This window comes from Peptoniphilus sp. (assembly GCF_034090345.1).
GTDB lineage: Bacteria > Bacillota > Clostridia > Tissierellales > Peptoniphilaceae > Peptoniphilus.
This window is the reverse complement of sequence record NZ_JAXDSS010000060.1, coordinates 1-19,818: the sequence shown is the minus strand read 5'-3', so window position 1 is coordinate 19,818 and position 19,818 is coordinate 1. Positions and strand designations below refer to the sequence as shown.

At 30.9% G+C, this 19,818-nt stretch carries 19 protein-coding genes, 1 tRNA gene and 1 pseudogene; 12 read left to right on the top strand and 9 right to left on the bottom strand.

Going from position 1 to position 19,818, the window contains the following annotated elements:
* The first annotated feature begins 14 nt into the window (after positions 1-14).
* The 8 genes from SOR77_RS05165 (at position 15) to SOR77_RS05130 (ending at position 6,935) form a co-directional block, all read left to right on the top strand.
* Positions 15-90, top strand: a tRNA-Thr gene (locus SOR77_RS05165).
* Between the two features lie 171 nt (positions 91-261).
* Positions 262-1,632, top strand: coding sequence for an MATE family efflux transporter (locus SOR77_RS05160; protein ID WP_320636107.1), 1,371 nt, complete (start codon positions 262-264; stop codon positions 1,630-1,632).
* On the top strand, positions 1,619-2,896 hold the full coding sequence (locus tag SOR77_RS05155; RefSeq protein ID WP_320636106.1) for a ClC family H(+)/Cl(-) exchange transporter: 1,278 nt from the start codon (positions 1,619-1,621) through the stop codon (positions 2,894-2,896). Before SOR77_RS05160 ends, SOR77_RS05155 begins: the two co-directional genes overlap by 14 nt.
* Positions 2,893-3,495 carry a GNAT family protein gene (locus tag SOR77_RS05150; protein WP_320636105.1) on the top strand — a complete coding sequence of 201 codons (603 nt, stop codon included), beginning with the start codon at positions 2,893-2,895 and terminating at the stop codon, positions 3,493-3,495. Before SOR77_RS05155 ends, SOR77_RS05150 begins: the two co-directional genes overlap by 4 nt.
* On the top strand, positions 3,471-4,472 hold the full coding sequence (locus SOR77_RS05145) for a DnaD domain protein (protein WP_320636104.1): 1,002 nt from the start codon (positions 3,471-3,473) through the stop codon (positions 4,470-4,472). The genes SOR77_RS05150 and SOR77_RS05145 overlap by 25 nt, the downstream gene beginning before the upstream one ends.
* A gap of 4 nt (positions 4,473-4,476) precedes the next feature.
* Positions 4,477-5,439, top strand: coding sequence for an ATP-binding protein (locus SOR77_RS05140; RefSeq protein ID WP_320636103.1), 963 nt, complete (start codon positions 4,477-4,479; stop codon positions 5,437-5,439).
* Positions 5,440-5,455: 16 nt separating this feature from the next.
* On the top strand, positions 5,456-6,655 hold the full coding sequence (locus tag SOR77_RS05135; RefSeq protein WP_320636102.1) for a pyridoxal phosphate-dependent aminotransferase: 1,200 nt from the start codon (positions 5,456-5,458) through the stop codon (positions 6,653-6,655).
* Entirely contained in the window at positions 6,648-6,935 is a 288-nt protein-coding gene (locus SOR77_RS05130; RefSeq protein WP_320636101.1) for a hypothetical protein, read from the top strand. Before SOR77_RS05135 ends, SOR77_RS05130 begins: the two co-directional genes overlap by 8 nt.
* A 117-nt stretch (positions 6,936-7,052) precedes the next feature.
* On the opposite strand, the gene SOR77_RS05125 is transcribed toward SOR77_RS05130, so the two are convergent.
* The 4 genes from SOR77_RS05125 to SOR77_RS05110 form a co-directional block, all read right to left on the bottom strand.
* Positions 7,053-9,554 carry an ABC transporter permease gene (locus SOR77_RS05125; protein WP_320636100.1) on the bottom strand — a complete coding sequence of 834 codons (2,502 nt, stop codon included), beginning with the start codon at positions 9,552-9,554 and terminating at the stop codon, positions 7,053-7,055.
* Positions 9,517-10,194 (bottom strand): ABC transporter ATP-binding protein, encoded by a 678-nt coding sequence (locus SOR77_RS05120; RefSeq protein WP_320636099.1) that lies wholly within the window; start codon positions 10,192-10,194, stop codon positions 9,517-9,519. The genes SOR77_RS05125 and SOR77_RS05120 overlap by 38 nt, the downstream gene beginning before the upstream one ends.
* 88 nt (positions 10,195-10,282) lie before the next feature.
* Positions 10,283-11,155: a sensor histidine kinase gene (locus tag SOR77_RS05115; protein WP_320636098.1), complete on the bottom strand. Its 873-nt coding sequence runs from the start codon at positions 11,153-11,155 to the stop codon at positions 10,283-10,285.
* Complete coding sequence (locus SOR77_RS05110; RefSeq protein ID WP_320636097.1) at positions 11,143-11,796, bottom strand: response regulator transcription factor; 654 nt, start codon at positions 11,794-11,796, stop codon at positions 11,143-11,145. The genes SOR77_RS05115 and SOR77_RS05110 overlap by 13 nt, the downstream gene beginning before the upstream one ends.
* A gap of 595 nt (positions 11,797-12,391) precedes the next feature.
* Between SOR77_RS05110 and SOR77_RS05105 the strand changes: the two genes are divergently transcribed.
* From SOR77_RS05105 to SOR77_RS05090, 4 genes are all read left to right on the top strand, one after another.
* Positions 12,392-13,057 (top strand): response regulator transcription factor, encoded by a 666-nt coding sequence (locus tag SOR77_RS05105; RefSeq protein ID WP_320636096.1) that lies wholly within the window; start codon positions 12,392-12,394, stop codon positions 13,055-13,057.
* Entirely contained in the window at positions 13,047-13,982 is a 936-nt protein-coding gene (locus SOR77_RS05100; RefSeq protein WP_320636095.1) for a sensor histidine kinase, read from the top strand. Before SOR77_RS05105 ends, SOR77_RS05100 begins: the two co-directional genes overlap by 11 nt.
* 448 nt (positions 13,983-14,430) lie before the next feature.
* On the top strand, positions 14,431-15,186 hold the full coding sequence (locus SOR77_RS05095; RefSeq protein WP_320636094.1) for an ABC transporter ATP-binding protein: 756 nt from the start codon (positions 14,431-14,433) through the stop codon (positions 15,184-15,186).
* Positions 15,183-17,081, top strand: coding sequence for an ABC transporter permease (locus SOR77_RS05090; protein WP_320636093.1), 1,899 nt, complete (start codon positions 15,183-15,185; stop codon positions 17,079-17,081). Before SOR77_RS05095 ends, SOR77_RS05090 begins: the two co-directional genes overlap by 4 nt.
* A 510-nt stretch (positions 17,082-17,591) precedes the next feature.
* On the opposite strand, the gene SOR77_RS05085 is transcribed toward SOR77_RS05090, so the two are convergent.
* The 5 genes and pseudogenes from SOR77_RS05085 to SOR77_RS05065 form a co-directional block, all read right to left on the bottom strand.
* Positions 17,592-18,593 (bottom strand): hypothetical protein, encoded by a 1,002-nt coding sequence (locus SOR77_RS05085; protein ID WP_320636092.1) that lies wholly within the window; start codon positions 18,591-18,593, stop codon positions 17,592-17,594.
* A gap of 117 nt (positions 18,594-18,710) precedes the next feature.
* Entirely contained in the window at positions 18,711-18,944 is a 234-nt protein-coding gene (locus SOR77_RS05080) for a helix-turn-helix transcriptional regulator (RefSeq protein WP_320636091.1), read from the bottom strand.
* An 88-nt stretch (positions 18,945-19,032) separates the two neighbouring features.
* Positions 19,033-19,197 carry a hypothetical protein gene (locus SOR77_RS05075; RefSeq protein WP_320636090.1) on the bottom strand — a complete coding sequence of 55 codons (165 nt, stop codon included), beginning with the start codon at positions 19,195-19,197 and terminating at the stop codon, positions 19,033-19,035.
* Between the two features lie 7 nt (positions 19,198-19,204).
* A complete protein-coding gene (locus tag SOR77_RS05070) occupies positions 19,205-19,570 on the bottom strand; it encodes a hypothetical protein (protein WP_320636089.1) in 366 nt (121 codons plus the stop codon).
* Positions 19,571-19,572: 2 nt separating this feature from the next.
* Positions 19,573-19,818: pseudogene (locus SOR77_RS05065) on the bottom strand (phage tail protein); the annotation flags it as partial.

Here is a 19,818-nt window from a genome sequence, read left to right as displayed (position 1 = left end):
AATAGATGTAATTAGCTGATATGGCTCAGTTGGTAGAGCAATTGATTCGTAATCAATAGGTCGGGGGTTCAAATCCCCCTATCAGCTCCAAAAATTTTATTGTATTGAGAAATTAGATAAATCTTAATTATATATTCAATTTAAATTTCAATTTACTCTTGGTATGAAAAACAACTTCAAATATAATGTAACATAGAGAAGTTTTTATTGTAGATTTTTGCTATTTTAACGTATGATATAATGAAAATAGGAAGGTAATTTATGAAATTAAGGCTTAATGAAAAGAGAAATATAAATTTAACAGAAGGTTCAATAGTTTCAGGAATAATATACTTTGCAATACCCTTACTATTATCTAACTTTCTACAACAGCTTTACAATACTGCAGACCTTATGATAGTTGGACAATTTGCAGGGAAAAGTCCAATGGCGGCAGTAGGAGCAACAGCACCAATAGCCAATTTATTGATTGGATTGTTTGTTGGGCTCACAACAGGAGCTTCAGTTGTAGTAAGTCAATTTTATGGCTCAATGGATAGAAAAAATTTGCGCTCAGCAATACATACTTCCTATGCTATAGCAATTGCAGGGGGTATATTACTTTCTGTAATAGGTTGTGTTTTTGCTCCTATGATATTGAATATGATGAGCACGCCGCAGGAAATTATGAATGATGCAGTGCTATATATGAGAATATTCTTCATCGGCATGGTGCCACTTTTGGTATACAACATGGGTGCGGCTATTTTAAGAAGTGTTGGCGACTCAAGAAGACCATTTAATTTTTTGGTTATATCAGCTTTAGTAAATGTTGTCTTAGATATAATTTTTATAGCTTTATTTAAGATGTCCGTAGTTGGAGCTGGTATCGCAACAGTTTCTTCTGAAGTTGTATCAGCATTGCTTGTAACTTACAACCTTGTAAAATCAGACAGAGTTTTCAGATTAGATTTAAAAGATATAAAATTTTATAGAGGTTCTCTTGGAATAATATTTAAAATAGGTATTCCAACGGGAATAGCTTCAGCTGTAATATCATTTTCTAATGTTATGATTCAAGGCATGATAAATAAATTCGGACCGGATGCCATAGCCGGTGCTGCGGCAGAGGGTAGAATAGATGGTTTTATATTTCTATCTCTTGATGCAATAGCTCTTGCAGCGACAACTTTTTCAGGTCAAAATTTTGGAGCGGGAAAAATTGACAGAATAAAAGAGGGCGTTAAAATTTCTCTATATATGGTTCTTGGGATTTCATTTGTTTTAGGCGTTTTTGCTTATGCTTTTGCAGTTCCTTTAATATCTATGTTTAACAGTGACCCGGGAGTTGTAAAATATGGCGTAGACTTTATGAGATATTTGATTTGGGCTTATGTTTTCTTGGGAAGCAGTCAAGTATTAGGTGGATTTATAAGAGGTTCGGGAAGTGCAATTGTGCCAATGTATATCTCTATAATTTCAATGTGTGTAATCAGATTGATTTTCTTATATTCAGTAATGAGCTTTAGATATCAAATTGAAGTGATTTATGTATCATATCCGCTTACATGGATTATATCTTTTGTAATGATGGCTATTTATTATAAGTTTGGCAATTGGAAAAGTGGTGCTTTAAAGAATGTATCGGAGTAGAGTTTTAAAAAAATTTAATGAGAGTGAAGTAATAAAGCCTTTGTGTTTTGGTATTTTAGTTGGAGCTTTAGCAGGGATAACATCTGTTTTTTACAGATATTTAATTCATTTGACAGATAACTTGAGAAAATATGTCTATGGATTAGAGCCTTTATATTTATTGTTTTCAGTATTGATATTTATTGCAATAGGAACTTTAGCTGCAAAACTTTTGAAATGGGCACCCTTTTCAGGCGGTTCAGGAATTCCACAAATAAAAGCTGAATTAGAGGGCCAAATTGAAATGAAAGCTGAAAGAGTAATAGTTTCAAAGCTTGCAGGTGGAAGTTTGTTAAATATCGTAGGGTTTTCACTTGGAAGAGAAGGCCCTTCAATTCAGACGGGTGGAATGGTAGGTAAATTGTGTGCAAAGCTCTTTAAATTAAAAGACGAAGATGTAAAGATGTTGATTTCAGCTGGAGCAGCAGCCGGACTATCAGCAGCATTTAATGCACCGATAGCAGGTGTTATGTTTTGTGTAGAAGAATTACACAAAGAAGTTTCTCACAGAATATTAGTGCCAACTATTGCAGCCACAACAGTTGCCAATTCAGTTTCGTATTTACTTATGGGAAATGAAAGGTCGTTTTCATTCAGAGTAGATGAAATTTTACCATTAAAATATATTTGGGTGGCAGTGATTATAGGAATAGCAACCGGTATTATAGGAATGCTATTTAATAGAGGAATTTTAAAAAGTCAAAATATTTGGAACAGAGCTGAGATTTCAATGGAAACTAAAATGCAAATACTGGTAGTTATGGGAATGTTTATGGGAATTTTATTCTTCCCGGTTACCGGAGGCGGACACGGACTAGTTGAAAATTTTGCCAAAGGTCAATATGAAATAAAGATTTTAATAGCATTTTTGATATTAAAAATGATGTATACAGTGGTAGCTTATGGAAGTGGAGCTCAAGGAGGTATTTTTTTACCGGTGCTTGTCCTTGGAGCAATAGTAGGCTCTTGTGTCTACCAATTACTCGACCAAAATATTTTTGATGTATACTTAATTAACTTTATAATACTTGGAATGGTTGGGATTTTGTCGGCAGTGGTAAGAGCGCCAATATTGGCTATAATATTGGTGTTGGAGATGACAGGAAATTTTTCGGTAATGCTTATGCTTGCAGTGGTTAGTATAGTGGCATTAGTGACAGCTGAATTATTAAACTGTCCACCAATATATGACAGTCTTTACGATAGAATTGTGAGTAAATTATGATAAAAAGTGAGCATTTGAGTTTTAAAAAAATGCAATTGGAAGATGTAGGTCAATTTAGAAATTGGGGTAAGCATAAATCTAAAATGTATGATGATTACAATTTCTCGGAGCAAACAGAAGAGGGCGTTAAAAGTTGGTATGAATGGAAGACAAATGTAGAGATGTCGACATACTATACTATATTTTTAAAGGAAAGAGCAATAGGATATATCTCTTTTAAAAATCAAAAACCAATTTTAAAAACAGCAGAGCTTGGAATTGTATTAGATCCGAACTATATAAACAAGGGATTTGGGTATGAAACTTTAATAGAAATGATTAAATTTTATTTTATGAAATTAGGATACAGTAAAATCTATTTAGATGTTGCAAAATACAATAAAAGAGCGTATCATCTCTATAAAAAAATAGGTTTTGAAAAATATAGTTCTACCATTATGAAATATCCCAATGGTAGATTGGATAAAAAAAGCAAAGATTACTTAGAAAATAAAGATGTATTTTTTAATTTTTTGGGAATTTCATTTTTTACGGCAGATAAATTGGTTCTTACAAAGGAAAGGTTTGAGGAATTATGGAATTTAAACTTGAAAAAATGAATATGGATTTAGGTGATACTCCCATAGAAAATATTTTTATAAATGACTATCTTCCTCAAGCAGATGGGAATTTTGTAAAAGTATATCTGTTAGGGTTGAAACTGGCCCGTGAGCCCGAGGGGGTTGCCAGTTTTGACTTTGGAAGACTTGCAGATTTGCTCGGGCTTATAGAATCGGACATAAGAAGAGCATTTGAATATTGGGAGAGGGCTGGAGTTGTAAAGAGAGAATTAAATCAAGACGGAAGTTTTGACATTGTGTTTGTAAACTTAAAACAACTCTATGTTGAGAATGTATATACTAAACCTGAACCTAAACAGAGTTCTAGAAGTAGTGTATTAGACGACAATGATATAGCCAGACTATTGTCTACAGCAGACTACTATATGAGAGGCATGTTGACAAACTCAAAAAAACTTGATATTGCAAGCTGGAGAGAAACTTACAATATGCCGGTTGAAATGATTGAAGAAGCATTTTGGTACTCAACAGAAATAAAAAAGAAAGAAAGTGTAGATTATGTTGAGGCAGTTGTTAGAAATTGGTCTAGAGATAATATAAGAACTAAAGAAGATATAGAAAAAGCATCGAGAGAACATGATGAAAAATTCTATAGACTTATGAAAGTTAAAGAGAGAATAGGACTTGCTAATAGAGCATATAAACAAGTTGATTTTGAAAAAGTGAACTCATGGTTTGATGAATATAAATTTAGCATGGAACTTGTTATGGCAGCTTGTGATAGAACAGTAAACACATCAAACCCTAACATAGGATATGTGGATAGGATTTTGATGAATTGGAGAGAAAAGGGAATTACAGAAGTTTCAGAAATTGCTCAAAAAGATGTCAAGAGGAAAATAGCTAAGAGAACGAAATTTCACAACTTTACTCAAGCAACAGACAAGATGTCAGAAGATGAAATGGAAAATTTAGCGAGAAAGAAACGTGAAGACTTTTATAAGAAATTAGGATGATGATATGGATGTTTTCAAGAAAATAGAGATAGAATATCAACAAATAAGAGATAAGAATCAGAGAGAAAACGAACGAAGAATAAAAAAGATATACAGAGAAATACCGGAAATAGAAGAGGTAGATAAGTACATCACTCAAATTGGAATAAGAGGTTCAAGGGAACAGCTTTTAAATCCATCAAGTGAGAGCCTTATGAAGTTGAATGAAGAAATATATTCTCTAAAAAAAGAGAAAGAAAACTTGTTAATGCAAAATGGATATTTAAGTGACTACTTAGATGTGCAATATGATTGTACACTGTGTAAAGACACGGGAAAGCTTGAAGACGGAAGCAGATGTACTTGTTTTAAAAATAAAATTTCACAAGAGCTCTACTATGCAAGTAACATAAATTATGCACTCACCAAAGAGAATTTTACAAACTTCGATATAAAAGTATTTTCGGACCAAAAGTTTGAAGATGAAGAGTTGACACCAAGAGAAAATATAACTGAGATTTTAAATGTGAGCAGAAGATTTATAGATACATTTAATAAAGACAATGATTTTAATATGCTTTTTTACGGGAGTACAGGACAAGGAAAGACTTTTATGTTAAACTGTATAGCTAAAGAACTGTTAGATAAAAATGTAAATGTAATATATCAAACAGCCTTTAATATACTTGATATAGTTGAAAATAAGAGATTTAGACATTCAGAAATGGCACAGATGAAATATGATATGCTTTTTGAAGCTGAACTTCTTATAATCGACGATTTGGGAATAGAGATGATAAATTCATTCAGTACATCAGAGATTTTTAACATAGTCAATACAAGACTAATATCAGCTAAAAAGACTTTGATATCTACTAATTTATCTCCAAAAGAACTTTCTGGAACTTATACAGATAGAGTTTTTTCCAGAGTATTTCAAAAGTTTGTACCTTTGAAATTTTACGGAGAAGACCTGAGATTAAGATGACAAGGAGAATGGGAAGATGAAACTATCACAAAGAGTAAATGAAGTACCTTTTTCAGCAATAAGAAAATTGACGCCGGTGGCTGAAAAAGCTAAAAAAGAAGGGAAAAAAGTTTATCATTTGAATATAGGAGCACCAGATACAAAGACTCCTGTTGAATTTTTAGATTCAATAAGAGCCATTGAACTAGATACAATTGACTATGCTCCATCAAAAGGTATGAAGGGAATTAGAGAAGCAACTTGTAATTATTATGCTAAAAAAGGCAAACAATATGACCCTGAAAATGAAATAATAATTACTTCAGGAGCAAGTGAAGCACTTAAATTTGCAGCTGAAATAGTTGCGGACCTGGGCGAAAATATAGTTACTACAAATCCTTTCTACTCAAATTACTATACGATGTTTAGAGAAATAGGCATTCACTTAAATACGTTCGATACATTAGTAGAAGAAGGATACAGATTACCATCAAAAGAAGTTATACAAAGGGGAATTGATGAAAGAACAAGAGGAATTTTGATTTCAAATCCATCAAACCCAACAGGTGCAGTTTACACAAGAAAAGAACTACAAGCCATCGTGGAAGTTGCTATAGAAAACGATCTATATATCATAGCTGATGAAGTTTATTCTGAATTTGTATTTGATGGTGCAGACTTCTGCTCATTTACAGAAATAGATGGAATAGACGACAGACTTATACTACTTGACTCAATCTCTAAGAGATTTGGAGCTTGTGGAGCGAGAATAGGAGCTCTACTATCTAAGAATAAAGAAGTAATGGATGCAGCGGTGAGGCTTGCAACATCAAGACTTGCAGTTTCTACAGTAGACCAAGTAGGAGCAGCAGCTCTTTATGAAGTTAGCGAAGAATATTTCAAAGAAGTTAACGAAGAATACAACAGGAGAAGACTTGCAATATATGAAGAGCTTTCAAAAATTGAAGGCGTTAAACTTTCAAAACCTGAAGGAGCATTCTATGTAATGCCTGAACTTCCAATCAAAGATTCAGACCATTTTGCAAAGTGGTTATTAGAAGAATTTGATGACAATGGAGAAACTGTAATGGTTGCACCGGCATTTGGATTCTATCATGGAACTGACATTGGAAAGAAACAAGTTAGACTTGCATACGTAATAAATGAAAAAGATATCAGAAGAAGTATACAAATTATTAAAAAAGCATTAGACGTATATAAAGAAAAATATGAATAAAAATATACAAAAGCTTTTGATACTCTTTGTGACAATATTTGTAGTGGTGCACTATGCGGCGACAAAGATGGAGCAAGTTCCGCAAGAGTTGGAGATAACAAGAATTATTTTGTTAATCTTGGTTGTGACAACGAGCTTTGGATTTACAATTAGTTATGACAGAGAGCCAAAAGAGAAAAAAGATAAAGATGAACCAAAAAATCTTACAAAAAATTTAGCAGTTCTCTATATTGTGTTGACAGTTTTTTATGGACTGTTTAAATTGAGAGGCTTAGTATGAACGGACAGAAAAGATAGGGATTTTAGAAAACTGATTCTAAGAGTTTTTAGGAGGAATAAAAAAGGCTATGAGGTTGAATGCCCATACCTTTTTTATTTTTTGTTTTAGAGAAAATATTTATTTTAAATTTCTCATTCTATCGACAAGACTATTTTGACTGTGTTTTTCATAAAATTTGCTGGTAAATAATATTCCTATTATCATATTTACTAAATTCACAAGTATAAGCGGAATAATTACAAAGTGAAATGAACTCCACTTAGTCTGTGCCATAAAATCTATTAAAATAAATTTATTTACAAGCAGCATGATTAGAAGAGAAAGTATTAAGCTTGAAAAAGAATAAATCAAACTCTTTTTCACCAAATATTTTTTAATATTTTTCTTTGTCATTCCAATTGCTTCAAGAATTGATAAGTTAACCATGTTTCTCAATATTTCAGTAGCAATAACATTTATAAAATTCAGTACAGATATTAAAAACAATACTATAGACAAGCTGTAGCCAGCAAATTCTATTAGGTTTTTGAATTCCATTGTAGATTTTATCTGAAGGTCTCTTGAATCGTAGGAAAATTCCGGTTCATTTTCAAAAGATTTTAATAACTTATCAAAATTTTCCTTTTCGCTATCTTCTACATCAAATCCATAGGACATTATACTCTTATCTCCTGTGAGCTCTTTATACTCATTCGGCTTCATATAAATGTATTCTAAGCCTAAAGTAGGACTAGATTCGTCGTTTATATCTTCCTTAATTACAGGGAAATATCTAAGACCATTTGAAAAATTATATTCAACCTTGCCCATAACTTGGACTTCTTTGACCCTATTTTTTACATTGATTTTTATTTTATCGCCAGTTTTATAGTCAGAATTATTTTTTATTCTTTCGCCTATAATAACATAATTTCCTGTTTTCCATTTTTCTTTATCAAATTCTCCATCTATTATTTTTTGTTTATTTATTAAATAATCATCTATTCCCAATAATATTGGAGCAACTTTATTGTCTTCTATTTTTATATCTGGATAAGCGTATTCATAACCATAATAGTATAATGCTCCCCCTCCTTTAAATCCTTTTAGATTTTCTATCTCATCAATAAATTTTTTATTAATACCATCCTCACTTCTTAAGTACAAATATCTAAAATATTTTGGACTTGCTATATTATAATCAGTTACGATTATATCTGACAAACCTTTTTCTAAATCGATGTTTTCAGTGTAGGTTAGAACACTATTCAAAATAACTGCTGATAAGCTCATTGAAAGAATAATTGATATAAATCTAAATTTATTGGAAAATACTTGTCTTCTAGCAAGCTTTCCTAGAGAAATCTCCTCGCTTTTATATTTCTTTTTTATCTCGGCTTCATTGTATCTGCTGGCATCTATTGGAGAAACTTTTGCTGCATACCTTGCAGGTCTCATCACCGATAGAAATACTGTAAGCAAAGTAAAAGCTGTCGAAAATAAGATAATTAAGATTATTAGCGTTAGAGATAATTTTACATCAGTTAACATCTCATTACTTACAAATATTTTATTTAAAATAACTTTTCCGATAGAAATTCCGACTATATCTCCAACTATTATTGATGGAAGTGCTACTGCTAAAGACTCAAAATGAATAAGCCTTTTGATTTGTGACCTTGTCATTCCAATTGTTTTTAAAAGCCCCAGAAGTTTAATATCTTCATTTACGGATATTTTAAAAATATTGTTTATTATTAAGTATCCTGCGACCATTACCAGAAGCAAAAAAGCTAAGTATGGTAGAAATGTATTAAAATCAAAACTATTATCACCAGATAAAAGATAGGCAAAGTTAACACCAATCCTTATTTCCTTGTCGGATAAATTTCCAGGGTCCTCTACAACTTTATAACCATTTCTCTCTGCAATTTTTAAAAGCTTATCCCCTATCTTAAAAGAATTATTTAACATTACTCCCAAATCGCTATTATTTTTTGGAATCGATAATTTATCTACATAAGCTTTTGATAAATAGATTTGACCTACACCGACATTGGAGTCAATAGGATTTTGAAAAGTTCCAGATATAATAAATTTATCACTTTTCTTTTCGATAATCTCTCCTGTGTAAGCTTTTTCTATTTTAAAAGGAACTTCTATTTCTTCTCCTATTTCACCCTTATAACCTAATTTTTTAGCAGTTGATATATCTAGAAATACTTCATTTTCTTTTTCTGGAAACTTTCCCTTAACTTTTTCTATTAAAGACCATTCAAATCCTTTCTTATCCATATAAGATAGTTCTGCCATAACTTTTTCATCATCAAGAATTCCAACTTTTTCTCTTACTGAAAAATCCTTTATATCCTTATCCTGGGTTAATATTTCTATATCTTCGTCGGAAATATCTTTAAAAGAACCATGGCTTATTGTTCCAATAGTTTTCATCGTTTGGGTTTCCATGCTTTTTCCTAAACCTAAGGCTACGGAAAACAGACTTGTAAATAGTATAGAAGTCAAAGCAATTGCTAATAAGAGAATATTTCTCCTACTTTTATTCGCATTTAAAATGTTTTTTGCAAGCCTCCTAATATAAGTCTTATTTTTGACTTTCATTATTTTCCACCAGCCTTCCATCTTCAATTCTTAAAGATTTTTCTGCAGCTTGAGCGACGGCATCATCGTGAGTAATCATAAGAATAGTATTTCCAAGCTCTTTATTAATCTTTTTTAATAAGTAAACAACTTGTGATGATGATTTCGAATCCAAATTACCTGTGGGTTCATCAGCTAGAATTAAAGATGGTTTAGTAACTAAGGCTCTTGCTATAGCAACTCTTTGTTGCTGTCCACCTGACAATTCATTGGGCATTTTATATCTTTGATCGCTTATCTCTAGAATGTCAATTATGTATTGGGCATACTTTTTATCAACCTTGTCTCCATCAAGACCAAAGGGAATAACTATATTCTCATACACATTTAGCATTGGTAAAAGATTATATGCTTGAAATACGAAACCGATATTTCTCCTTCTAAAGATAGTTCTCTCATCATCTTTTAAAGCATAAATATCTGTTTCATCAATCAAGACTTTCCCTTTTGTGGGATAATCAAGTCCCCCTAATAAATGTAATAGGGTTGATTTACCGGAACCCGATGCTCCGATTATAGAAATAAATTTTCCTTTTTCGACTTCGAAAGATACTCCATCAAGAGCTCTTACTTCAATATCGTTAGTTTTATAATATTTTTTTAAATTCTCCACTCTTAACATATATATCACCTCTTTATATTTAATATAACGTCTACATCTTACAAACTACTTACAAGACTTCTTACAATTTGGTAAGAAAAAAGACTTCTCACAAGGGGAAGTCCACTGAAAATTTTATTTTTTCTTTATTTAAAGATGCTTTTATATTTCCACCGTGTTTTTCTATAATTTCTCTTGAGATAAATAGACCTAAACCAATGCCATCTTTAGATATTGAATTTTTACCTCTATAAAATCTTTCAAAGATTTTCGGTAGAGCCTCTTCTGATAAGTCTTTGCACTCATTTTCTATATCTAGATTATAGTTTAGGTAAGACTTATAAATTGAAATATTAATAGTTGAGTGATTGGATGAATATTTTATGGCATTATCTACTAAATTATGGATAGCTTCTTTAAGCCATCTTTCGTCTAATTCAAAAATACAATCTTCTGAAGTTAAGGAAACCTTTACATTCTTTTCTGTCAAAATAGAATTAAACTCTCCTAAAACTTTATTTACTAAATCTTTTAAGTTTGCTGAATTTTTCTGTAATACAATAATATTAGATTCAAGCCTAGAAGATTTTACTAAGTTGTCAATTAAAAATTTTAACTTATCCAATTCGTATTTTATAATCTCTATATAATCTTCTTTTGGCTCTTTTTCTAATAAATTAATGTAGAGAGAGAGGTTGGTAATAGGTGTCTTTGTCTGATGAGATATATCGGCTATTAAATCTTTAGTTTTATTTTTTTCTGCATTTAGTTTAGACTCTTTTACTTGAGTGGCATATAAAAATTTAATGAGTTTTGATTTTATTTTGGATAGTTCTTTTTCATCAAATTCAGTAATTTCTAAATTCCCATCTAAAGCCTTGTCAATATAAGATGAAAGTTCAAGCATCTCATTTCTCAAGACTATATATTCATATGAAAGAATTCCTATTATAATTACTAAAACACATACTAATATTTCCATTTGTAACCAACTCCAAATACAGTTTCTATAGGGTCATATGGTTTTAATTTATTTCTGATTCTAGAAATATTGACACTCAATGTATTTTGATCGATAAATTCATCATCTACTCCCCAAACAAAATTAAATAGCAATTCTTTAGTAATGACTTGAGACTTATTTTTTATTAGGTAATATAAAATTTTTGTCTCTGTCCTTGTAAGACATATGTTTTTGTTATCTACATAAAAAGCATTTTCATTGAAATTAAAATCTAGGCCATCTTTCTGATAAAGATTTAAATCACAAGACACTATTTTTTCAAAGGCTCTTTTTATCTTTGCTTCTAGGATTCCTAAAGAAAAAGGCTTGGTTAAATAGTCGTCTGCCCCCAAATTTATGGCTGAAATTATATATGTTTCCAGATCTATAGCTGATAAAACTATAATGGGAATTGATGAACTTTGTCTCGTATATTTTATTATTTCAAGTCCATCACCATCCGGCAAATTCATATCTAGTAAAATTAAATCAGAAATATCAATATAATTTTTTGACTCATTTATAGTAAATGTAGAAATCACTTTATAATCCTTTTTTAAAGCTATAGAAAGACCTTTATTTAAATTTTTATCATCTTCAATTATCAGTATCTTTTTCACGTGTATAACCTCACTTAATTAAAGATTAAAGTAAGAAGATTTATACCAATTACTTATATAATCTTTTTATGCTCCAATATCTTAGACATATAACAGTTAAAAGACATATAAATTATCTATATTTAAAGTTTTATCTCGGCCCATTTTGGCTATGGCAAGAGGAGTTGTGTCTATGGATTTTTGCAAATCTAATTTATTCAGCAGTTTATCAATTAATTTTTTACATCATAGGTCATGGAAAATTCCCATAGTTCACCACAAATTAATCTTCTACTTGATATAGTTTTTTATAATATTATACAATATTTCACAACTTAATATTTAAAATTTCTTAAGGTTGATCTATTTCTGTCTTATTTTAATTTGATTTGAAAATTCAAGCGGAAATAAAGGGTATAATTATTTCAAAAGATATAAAAACCAAATAACAACATAATCAGAGTGATGTATTTTTATTTGGAGTCGCTGTTGGTATGTAGTGGTATAATTTGTTTTAAATACGTTGAAAATAATTGTATAAAGCATATATCAATTATGAGACTTTTGTTTTTATTTATATATGAATAAAAGAGAAAAATAAATTAATGTGGTGAATATGAAAATACTATTGGTAGAAGATGATAAAAATATAAGAGATATACTAAAAAGAGAATTGACTAAATGGGAATACACAGTTGAAAGTGAATTGGATTTTAAAGACGTCTTAAAAACATTTAAAGACTTTGATCCGGACTTTGTGATAATGGATTTGAAATTGCCATACTACAATGGATATCACTGGACAAGAGAGATAAGAAACACATCTGAAGTTCCAATACTATTCCTATCATCAGCAGATGATAACTTGAACATGATAATGGCAATGGACTTGGGCGCGGATGATTATCTCACAAAACCGTTTGATATGGATTTATTGTTGGTAAAAATAAAAACCATTCTAAGAAGAACAGGTAGAAAACAACAAGAAGAGATTATAAAGCACGAAGACTTTACCCTAAACCTTAGAACTATGGAAGTAGAAAAAGATGAAAATCAACAAAGTCTTACTAAAAACGAATTAAAAATATTAGAAACGCTATTAATTAAAAGGCCGGGAATTGTATCAAGAGAAGAACTGATGCTAAAACTTTGGAAATCAGATGAATATGTAGATGACAATACACTCACAGTAAATATAAACAGACTTAGAAAAAAGTTATCTGAAATAGGTGTAGTAGATATTGTAAAGACAAAAATCGGAATGGGATATTATGTGGAATAGATATTTAAGACAGCACAGAGAAATATATACATCAGTACTGTCTATGTTATTGCTATATGGAATTTTTTTCTATGCGTTTGATATAGACTGGAGAATTTATTTATACACATCTCTAATATCGATAGTTATATTAGTAGCAATTTTAAAATATAAGGTAACTAAGACGAAAAAGAATATTGAAAATATAAAAGCATACTTGCAAAATATCAATTTAAACTTAGATATAGACAATGTTGAATTAGAAGAAGCTATAATAGAAATGAAAAGCATAATTGAAGAATGTAATGAACAAATATCAGAAAATAATAAGAATGCGGAAGAATTTAAAAGATTTATAACCACTTGGACTCACCAAATAAAGACACCCATAGCAGCAATTAATCTGCAATTAGAAGGAGATATAGATAAATTTGAATTAAAAAACAATATCTTTTCAGTTGAAGAATATTTGAATTTGCTTTTAAACTATCTAAGGCATAACTCAAAAACTACAGACTATGTATTTAAAAAAGTGAGTTTAGACGATCTGACTAGACAAGTCATCAGAAAATATGCACCATTGTTTATTAAAAAGGGGATAAAAATCGAATATGAGCCACAAAAGGTAGAAATAGTTACGGACTATAAATGGCTTATGTTTGCGATAGAACAAGTGCTGTCAAACTCTTTAAAATATACAGAAAAAGGAAAAGTAAAAATAGAGATAAAAGAAAATGGAATTTTTATAACCGATACGGGCATAGGAATAGCGCCTGAAGATTTAAAAAGAGTTACAGAACTGGGATATACGGGCTACAATGGAAGAATATATTCAAAATCAACAGGCATAGGACTCTATTTAACAAAAGAAATCTTAAAGAAATTGAATTTAGATTTAAAAATAGAATCAGAATCAGGCACTAAAGTCGGCATATATTTTAAATAGAAAATAAATATAAAATTCAATCTGAAGAAAAGGCGGTGTTGTAGAATGAGGTAAGATCATTCTACAACACCGCCTTTATTAAATGAAAAAACAAAAAAATCCCCGACAGGGGACGGAAATTCTCTATTACAATTACTTTCATTCCGCTACAATATAGGTAAGGGCTAGGGGAAGGCTATAATCCTAAGCCCAAAAGATTTTGGATAGTCGCATAAGTGTTGTAGGCAGATTAGTAATTGCCGTTATTAACCATAAATACTCAGCCATAGGATGTTTTTCATTTTTCTGAAAATATATATAAAAAACCTCATAGAAGTTTCGATATATTTTAAATAGAAAAATTAATAATATTCATCTTACAAAAATGTAAGGTCGAAGGAGAAAATGTAAGTTTTTTATAAAGGTGCATTTTCTCTTTTTTTATATAATATATTTATGAGGTGATGAAATGGCATTTATAGAAGTTGCTAATTTAAAAAAGATATATAGTTCAAAATTTAGTTTAAAGACGGTTGAGGCGTTGAGGTCAGTTAATTTCGAGGTTGAAAAGGGCGAATTTGTTGCGATAATGGGCGAGTCGGGAAGTGGTAAATCGACTTTATTAAATATTCTTGCACTTTTGGATAGGGCGACTGATGGCTCGGTTATGATTGATGGGCGTGATATTTCGAAAATTTCTGAGAGCGAGTCTGCAAAGTACAGAAGAACTCATCTTGGGTTTGTGTTTCAAGATTATAACTTGTTAGATACGTTGACTATAAAGGAAAATATACTGCTTCCTTTGGTTTTATCTGAGGAAAAACCAACAATTATGCAAAATAAATTGAGAAATGTTGTTAATATTTTGGGGATTGAAGATTTAATTGATAAGTATCCTTATGAAGTGTCGGGTGGTCAGGCTCAAAGGGCGGCTATTGCAAGAAGTCTTATAACTTCTCCTGATTTGATATTGGCAGATGAGCCGACAGGGGCTTTGGATTCTAATTCGTCTAATACGCTTCTGGAATATTTTGACGGGATAAATAAATCAGGACAGACTATTTTAATGGTTACGCATTCTGTTAAGGCTGCTTCTTATGCGAGTAGGGTTTTATTCATAAAGGACGGCGAAATTTTCCACCAATTGTATAGAGCGAATAGACAACCTATGGAAATGTACCAAGATATTATGAATACTCTAACAAATTTAGGAGGTAAAAATTGAATCTTTATAGAAGACTGAGTTTAGAGGGAATAAGAAAGAATAAAAGTGTCTATGTTCCATATATTTTAGCTTTCAGTTTTTTGGTAATGAGTTTTTCAACGTTGGTATCTCTTGCGGTTATGGAGGGCTTGGCAAAAGAGTATGGTATGCAACATGTTCAAACTCTTTTAGGTCTCGGAGCAATTGTACTGTTTGTATTTTCCACACAGTTTTTATATTACTGTGATGGTTTTTTGATGGATAAGCGAAGTGATGAGTATGGATTGTACGGTGTGCTTGGTTTAGACAAAAGACAAATTATTAAAGTGGTTTGTTTAGATTCTCTATTAGTTTATGCAATGGGAATGGTTTTGGGGATATGTTTTTCGGTTTTGTTTTATAAATTGGAGATAAGTCTTCTTTTAAAAACTATTCATGTGCAAGCTGAAACTGGTTTTTTACCTACTATGATTCCAGTCGTAATTACTTTTTTGGTTTTTACCGGAATAGAAGTTTTAATATTATTTAGAAGAATATACAAAATAAAAAGACTTGGAAATTTAGAACTTATAAAGGCGAAGAGAATGCACAAAAAGTCTTCTCTAAAGATTGGTGTGAGTGCTCTTTTAAGTGTCTGTTTAATCGGAGCGGGATATTATTTAGCGCTCAAGACTAAGAATCCTCTTGAATCACTACAGATATTTTTCATTGCAACATTACTTGTTGTGCTTGGAACTTTTGTCGGGTTTGGAGCGGTTACTGAAGTTGTGATAGGATTTTTGAAGAAGAAAAAGAATTTTTATTACAAACCTCAGAATTTTACTTCTCTGTCCGGGATAGTACACAGAATAAGACAAAATGCAAATGGTCTTGCGAGCATAACTATTATGAGTTGTGCCGCTATTGTACTGCTTGGTTCTGCGTTTTCAATTTACTGGTCGGGGGATAAAATTTTAAGAGGAATTTTCCCAAGAGATATAGTTTATTCTATAGACCATAAAATTTATTCTGAATCTGAAATAGAGGAGATAAAATCTCAAATCAATGCTGGACTTTCAAAAGGAAGTTATAAGAAAAAAGATGACGAAAAAATAGAGTACAAAATGGAAATGACTCAAATTGAAAGTAGCAACGTAAAGTTTGTAAAGACTTTTAATAGTGCGTCAACGGCGTTGGTAGTTATTCAGACAAGCGATAAGAATTTAAAGTCTGATGAGGTAATTGCATATTCTAAGCACGATGTTGCAAATGAATTAAACATAGATGGAAATACTTATAAGGTTGTAGATAAGAGAAAAGAGTTTGCAAATGAGAAAGCTATAAACCAAATGAGTATTTTGGGTGGCTTAGTTTTAGAGGTAAAAGATTTAAAGAATTTTAAATTAGGTGATGCGAGCTTGGTTGAGTTTGAAATGTTTAATGTTGACGGAGACCCAAACTTAGCGATGAAAGATGTAAGGGCTAATTTGAAATATGATATACAAATTACCGGTTATACTGATGCTAAAGCAGAATTTTTAGCTATATTTGGAGCTTTGATGTTTGTTGGAACTTTCTTGGGATTTGTGTTTATAGTTGGAACTGCGCTTATAATTTACTATAAACAACTTCAAGAGGGTTATGAGTCAAAACATAATTTTAATATTATGCGTAGAGTTGGAATGACAGAGGAAGAGATAAAAAAATCTATAAAATCACAGGTTTGGATGGTGTTTTTATTGCCACCGAGCGTAGCTTTTATACACATATTTGTTGCGTTTTTCTTAATCAATGATTTGTTCTTAATAATTGGAATGACAAACACATTTGATAAAGCGACATCGTTTGGAATAATTTTTATCGTGTACTTGGTAATATATTTTGCTGTATATAAAATTACTTCAAAGGCATATTATAGAATAATTTCAGAAAAATAATTTGATATAAATTTAGAGATACTTGAAAAGGTATCTCTTTTCATTGTATGACGGGCAACTACGCCCTACGTGGACTTTCACCACAGACTGACGACATGCCCGTCATATCATGAAAAAAGCACCTAGAATTTTCTAGATGCTTTTTAAAAGGCTCTATGTTAAATTTGAAATAATAATCTAATTACTCTTATTGGCGCATTAATAATAGATTCAAAATAATAACTAATAACTTCAGTAATATTACCATGAGTTACTGCAATGAGAGACAAGAAAAATGGCACATTACATAGAATAGGAACCCAAATATGAATCCATACAAAAAGATTCTTGGGAATAAATAATATTCCTATGAATGAAAACAATAGGCTGAGATATAATGTGTTATTTGTTATTTCAATGACCATATCACCATTGCCCTTTATTTTGTGATAGCTGGCTACTACGAGTATAATGATATATACGAATAAGCAACTATAACTATACACCGTGGATCTATTCCAGTGATTATGTTTATTGAAGCCAATCATTTATTACCAAACCTTCTACGGTGATATTGTATGGAGTAGTTCCACTAGTTGTTAGATTTAGTATAAAACTCAAATAGCGATTAAAGTCGTATACATCAAAAAACCTAAAGTAAGTTCTCCCATAATACATCCTATGAAATCTTATATTATGGAGTCCATGTATAGCATATTTTAAATCTCCACTGTTAAATTCAGAAAAATAATTATCTTTGATATATTGCCCATCTATATTGCTTTCATTGTTACCCTCATATCCAAAGCGTGCTACTTGTCTGACAAAACCATTTTCGTAAAGACCATCTTTTAAAGCTGTTACTATTGGACCTTTATTCCCACCTTCAGTTTGATATCTTAGATTAGAAGGGTTATCTAATAAGCTATGATTAAAAAAAGCTAAGGAAACTGTGTAGTTTCTAGAACTAAAATAATCTCTGATCAACTGAGTCCCAGAAATCCTCATCAAACTATCAAAATTTGTTTTATCTATGGCCTCATATTCTTCTACCTTGCAACCTTTTTGATCCCTATAAAGAGTAGGTGAATTAAATTGTCTGTAGTAATTTTCGAAATTCATAAAGTCATTTACTATCAGAGTCAATTCACCATAATCTTCCTTAAAATCCGAACTGTGTGATAAATAATTCGAACTTAAACTATTTCTTTGATTTGAAATTTTAAAGTTAGCATGAATCATTCCATCATCTTCGTTATAAAAGAAAGTAATTATATCTGAATAGTTATTAAATTTATTTATAAAATCTTTCAAATAATCATTCGATATACTACTCAATTGTTTCTTAATTTTACTATCTATTTCTAATTTATCTCTATCTACCAAATCTTGATTTAATATTTCATAATCTTCATCTAAACTACCTAGCACAACATCATAGTCTTCCAAATATTCATTTCCATTATAAGCATAAACAGCACCACCGGAAAAACAAAAAATCATTATTAATACTAATATCATTGTTTTTTTCATACGAATACCTCCTTAAGGCTTCAAAATAAATGCCCTAAAATAAAATTGTTTTGTTCAATCTTCATTTCAATATAATATATCACCATTCTTATACCTCTGTGGATTTAAATATACCATTTAATTTCCTCCTGAGTCTTCATGACACTGCTCACACTCAAACTTATCAAAACCAAATAATGTATAAACACATGTATTTAGTTTGTTTGCAATTTCTATTCCTACTGAAATCGTTGGTTGAGCCTCTCCACGTTCCAAAAGACTAATGTATTGTCTTGTTACACTTAACTCATAGGCTAATTCTTGTTGAGTTAATCCTTTTTCTTTCCTAATTTGTTTTATTCTATTTTCCAAAGTATTTTGAACCTACCTATCTAACATTCTTAATTTGACTTTATTATAACATTTCCCTTTTTGTGATGCAATTATATTTGCAAAATTGTTAAAATTTATCATAATCTTCTTGTGTAGCTACTTCTTTGTATTTATAGTCGTCATTATTCTTTTCTGTGAACATATCATTTACAAGACCAATTGTTAGTAGGGATAAATCAGAAATAGAAAGACCAAGTTCCACTGCCCTTAGTAAAAATAAAGGCGTAGTCATTGGTCTTTCAGTTGGTCTTACTTTTTTTAGGTAGTTCCTCTGTCTTAATATTTAATCCCCACAGTTCAATTAACTGGGGAAGGATCTGGTATATCGAAAAAGTGGAGAAATTATCAAGCCATTCTTCTGGACTATCCGATATATTTTTATCTCCATGTTTTGCCATTACATAGGCTATGTTTTCAAATAACTCAAGTGAACCTATATCAAGATTAGATTTATCTTCATCATTTTTCTTCATGGATTTTTCAAGTTCCATTAAGTCTTTAAAGATATCCCTTCCAAATTTAAGTCTATAGATTCTTGGGATAGCTGCTGATGCACGGAAAACAACTTCTTTCCCATCGATTTGAATTTTCTTGGTTAGTGCCATATTTATTTACCTCCAACACTTGCTCTTGAAGGTGTTACTGTAGTTTCTGTTGGCATATAGACTGACTTGTACCAACCATCATAAGTTTCCTTCGTAGTCTCTTCACCTGTTCTAGCCTTTACATTACCATTTGGAAGTGGTCTTGCTTGAATAGACAGTGTTTCTGGTTGAACTTCTCTTGACTCCTCGTTGGTTTCTCCCTCAAGGGTAGGTCTTGCTGCTGAGCAGTTATACATGACATGACGGAT

Coding starts and splice junctions, on each gene's coding strand:
- SOR77_RS05160 (WP_320636107.1), top strand. CDS start 262: ATGAAATTAAGGCTTAATGAAAAGAGAAATATAAATTTAACAGAAGGT.
- SOR77_RS05155 (WP_320636106.1), top strand. CDS start 1,619: ATGTATCGGAGTAGAGTTTTAAAAAAATTTAATGAGAGTGAAGTAATA.
- SOR77_RS05150 (WP_320636105.1), top strand. CDS start 2,893: ATGATAAAAAGTGAGCATTTGAGTTTTAAAAAAATGCAATTGGAAGAT.
- SOR77_RS05145 (WP_320636104.1), top strand. CDS start 3,471: ATGGAATTTAAACTTGAAAAAATGAATATGGATTTAGGTGATACTCCC.
- SOR77_RS05140 (WP_320636103.1), top strand. CDS start 4,477: ATGGATGTTTTCAAGAAAATAGAGATAGAATATCAACAAATAAGAGAT.
- SOR77_RS05135 (WP_320636102.1), top strand. CDS start 5,456: ATGAAACTATCACAAAGAGTAAATGAAGTACCTTTTTCAGCAATAAGA.
- SOR77_RS05130 (WP_320636101.1), top strand. CDS start 6,648: ATGAATAAAAATATACAAAAGCTTTTGATACTCTTTGTGACAATATTT.
- SOR77_RS05125 (WP_320636100.1), bottom strand. CDS start 9,554: ATGGAAGGCTGGTGGAAAATAATGAAAGTCAAAAATAAGACTTATATT.
- SOR77_RS05120 (WP_320636099.1), bottom strand. CDS start 10,194: ATGTTAAGAGTGGAGAATTTAAAAAAATATTATAAAACTAACGATATT.
- SOR77_RS05115 (WP_320636098.1), bottom strand. CDS start 11,155: ATGGAAATATTAGTATGTGTTTTAGTAATTATAATAGGAATTCTTTCA.
- SOR77_RS05105 (WP_320636096.1), top strand. CDS start 12,392: ATGAAAATACTATTGGTAGAAGATGATAAAAATATAAGAGATATACTA.
- SOR77_RS05100 (WP_320636095.1), top strand. CDS start 13,047: ATGTGGAATAGATATTTAAGACAGCACAGAGAAATATATACATCAGTA.
- SOR77_RS05095 (WP_320636094.1), top strand. CDS start 14,431: ATGGCATTTATAGAAGTTGCTAATTTAAAAAAGATATATAGTTCAAAA.
- SOR77_RS05085 (WP_320636092.1), bottom strand. CDS start 18,593: ATGAAAAAAACAATGATATTAGTATTAATAATGATTTTTTGTTTTTCC.
- SOR77_RS05075 (WP_320636090.1), bottom strand. CDS start 19,197: ATGACTACGCCTTTATTTTTACTAAGGGCAGTGGAACTTGGTCTTTCT.
- SOR77_RS05070 (WP_320636089.1), bottom strand. CDS start 19,570: ATGGCACTAACCAAGAAAATTCAAATCGATGGGAAAGAAGTTGTTTTC.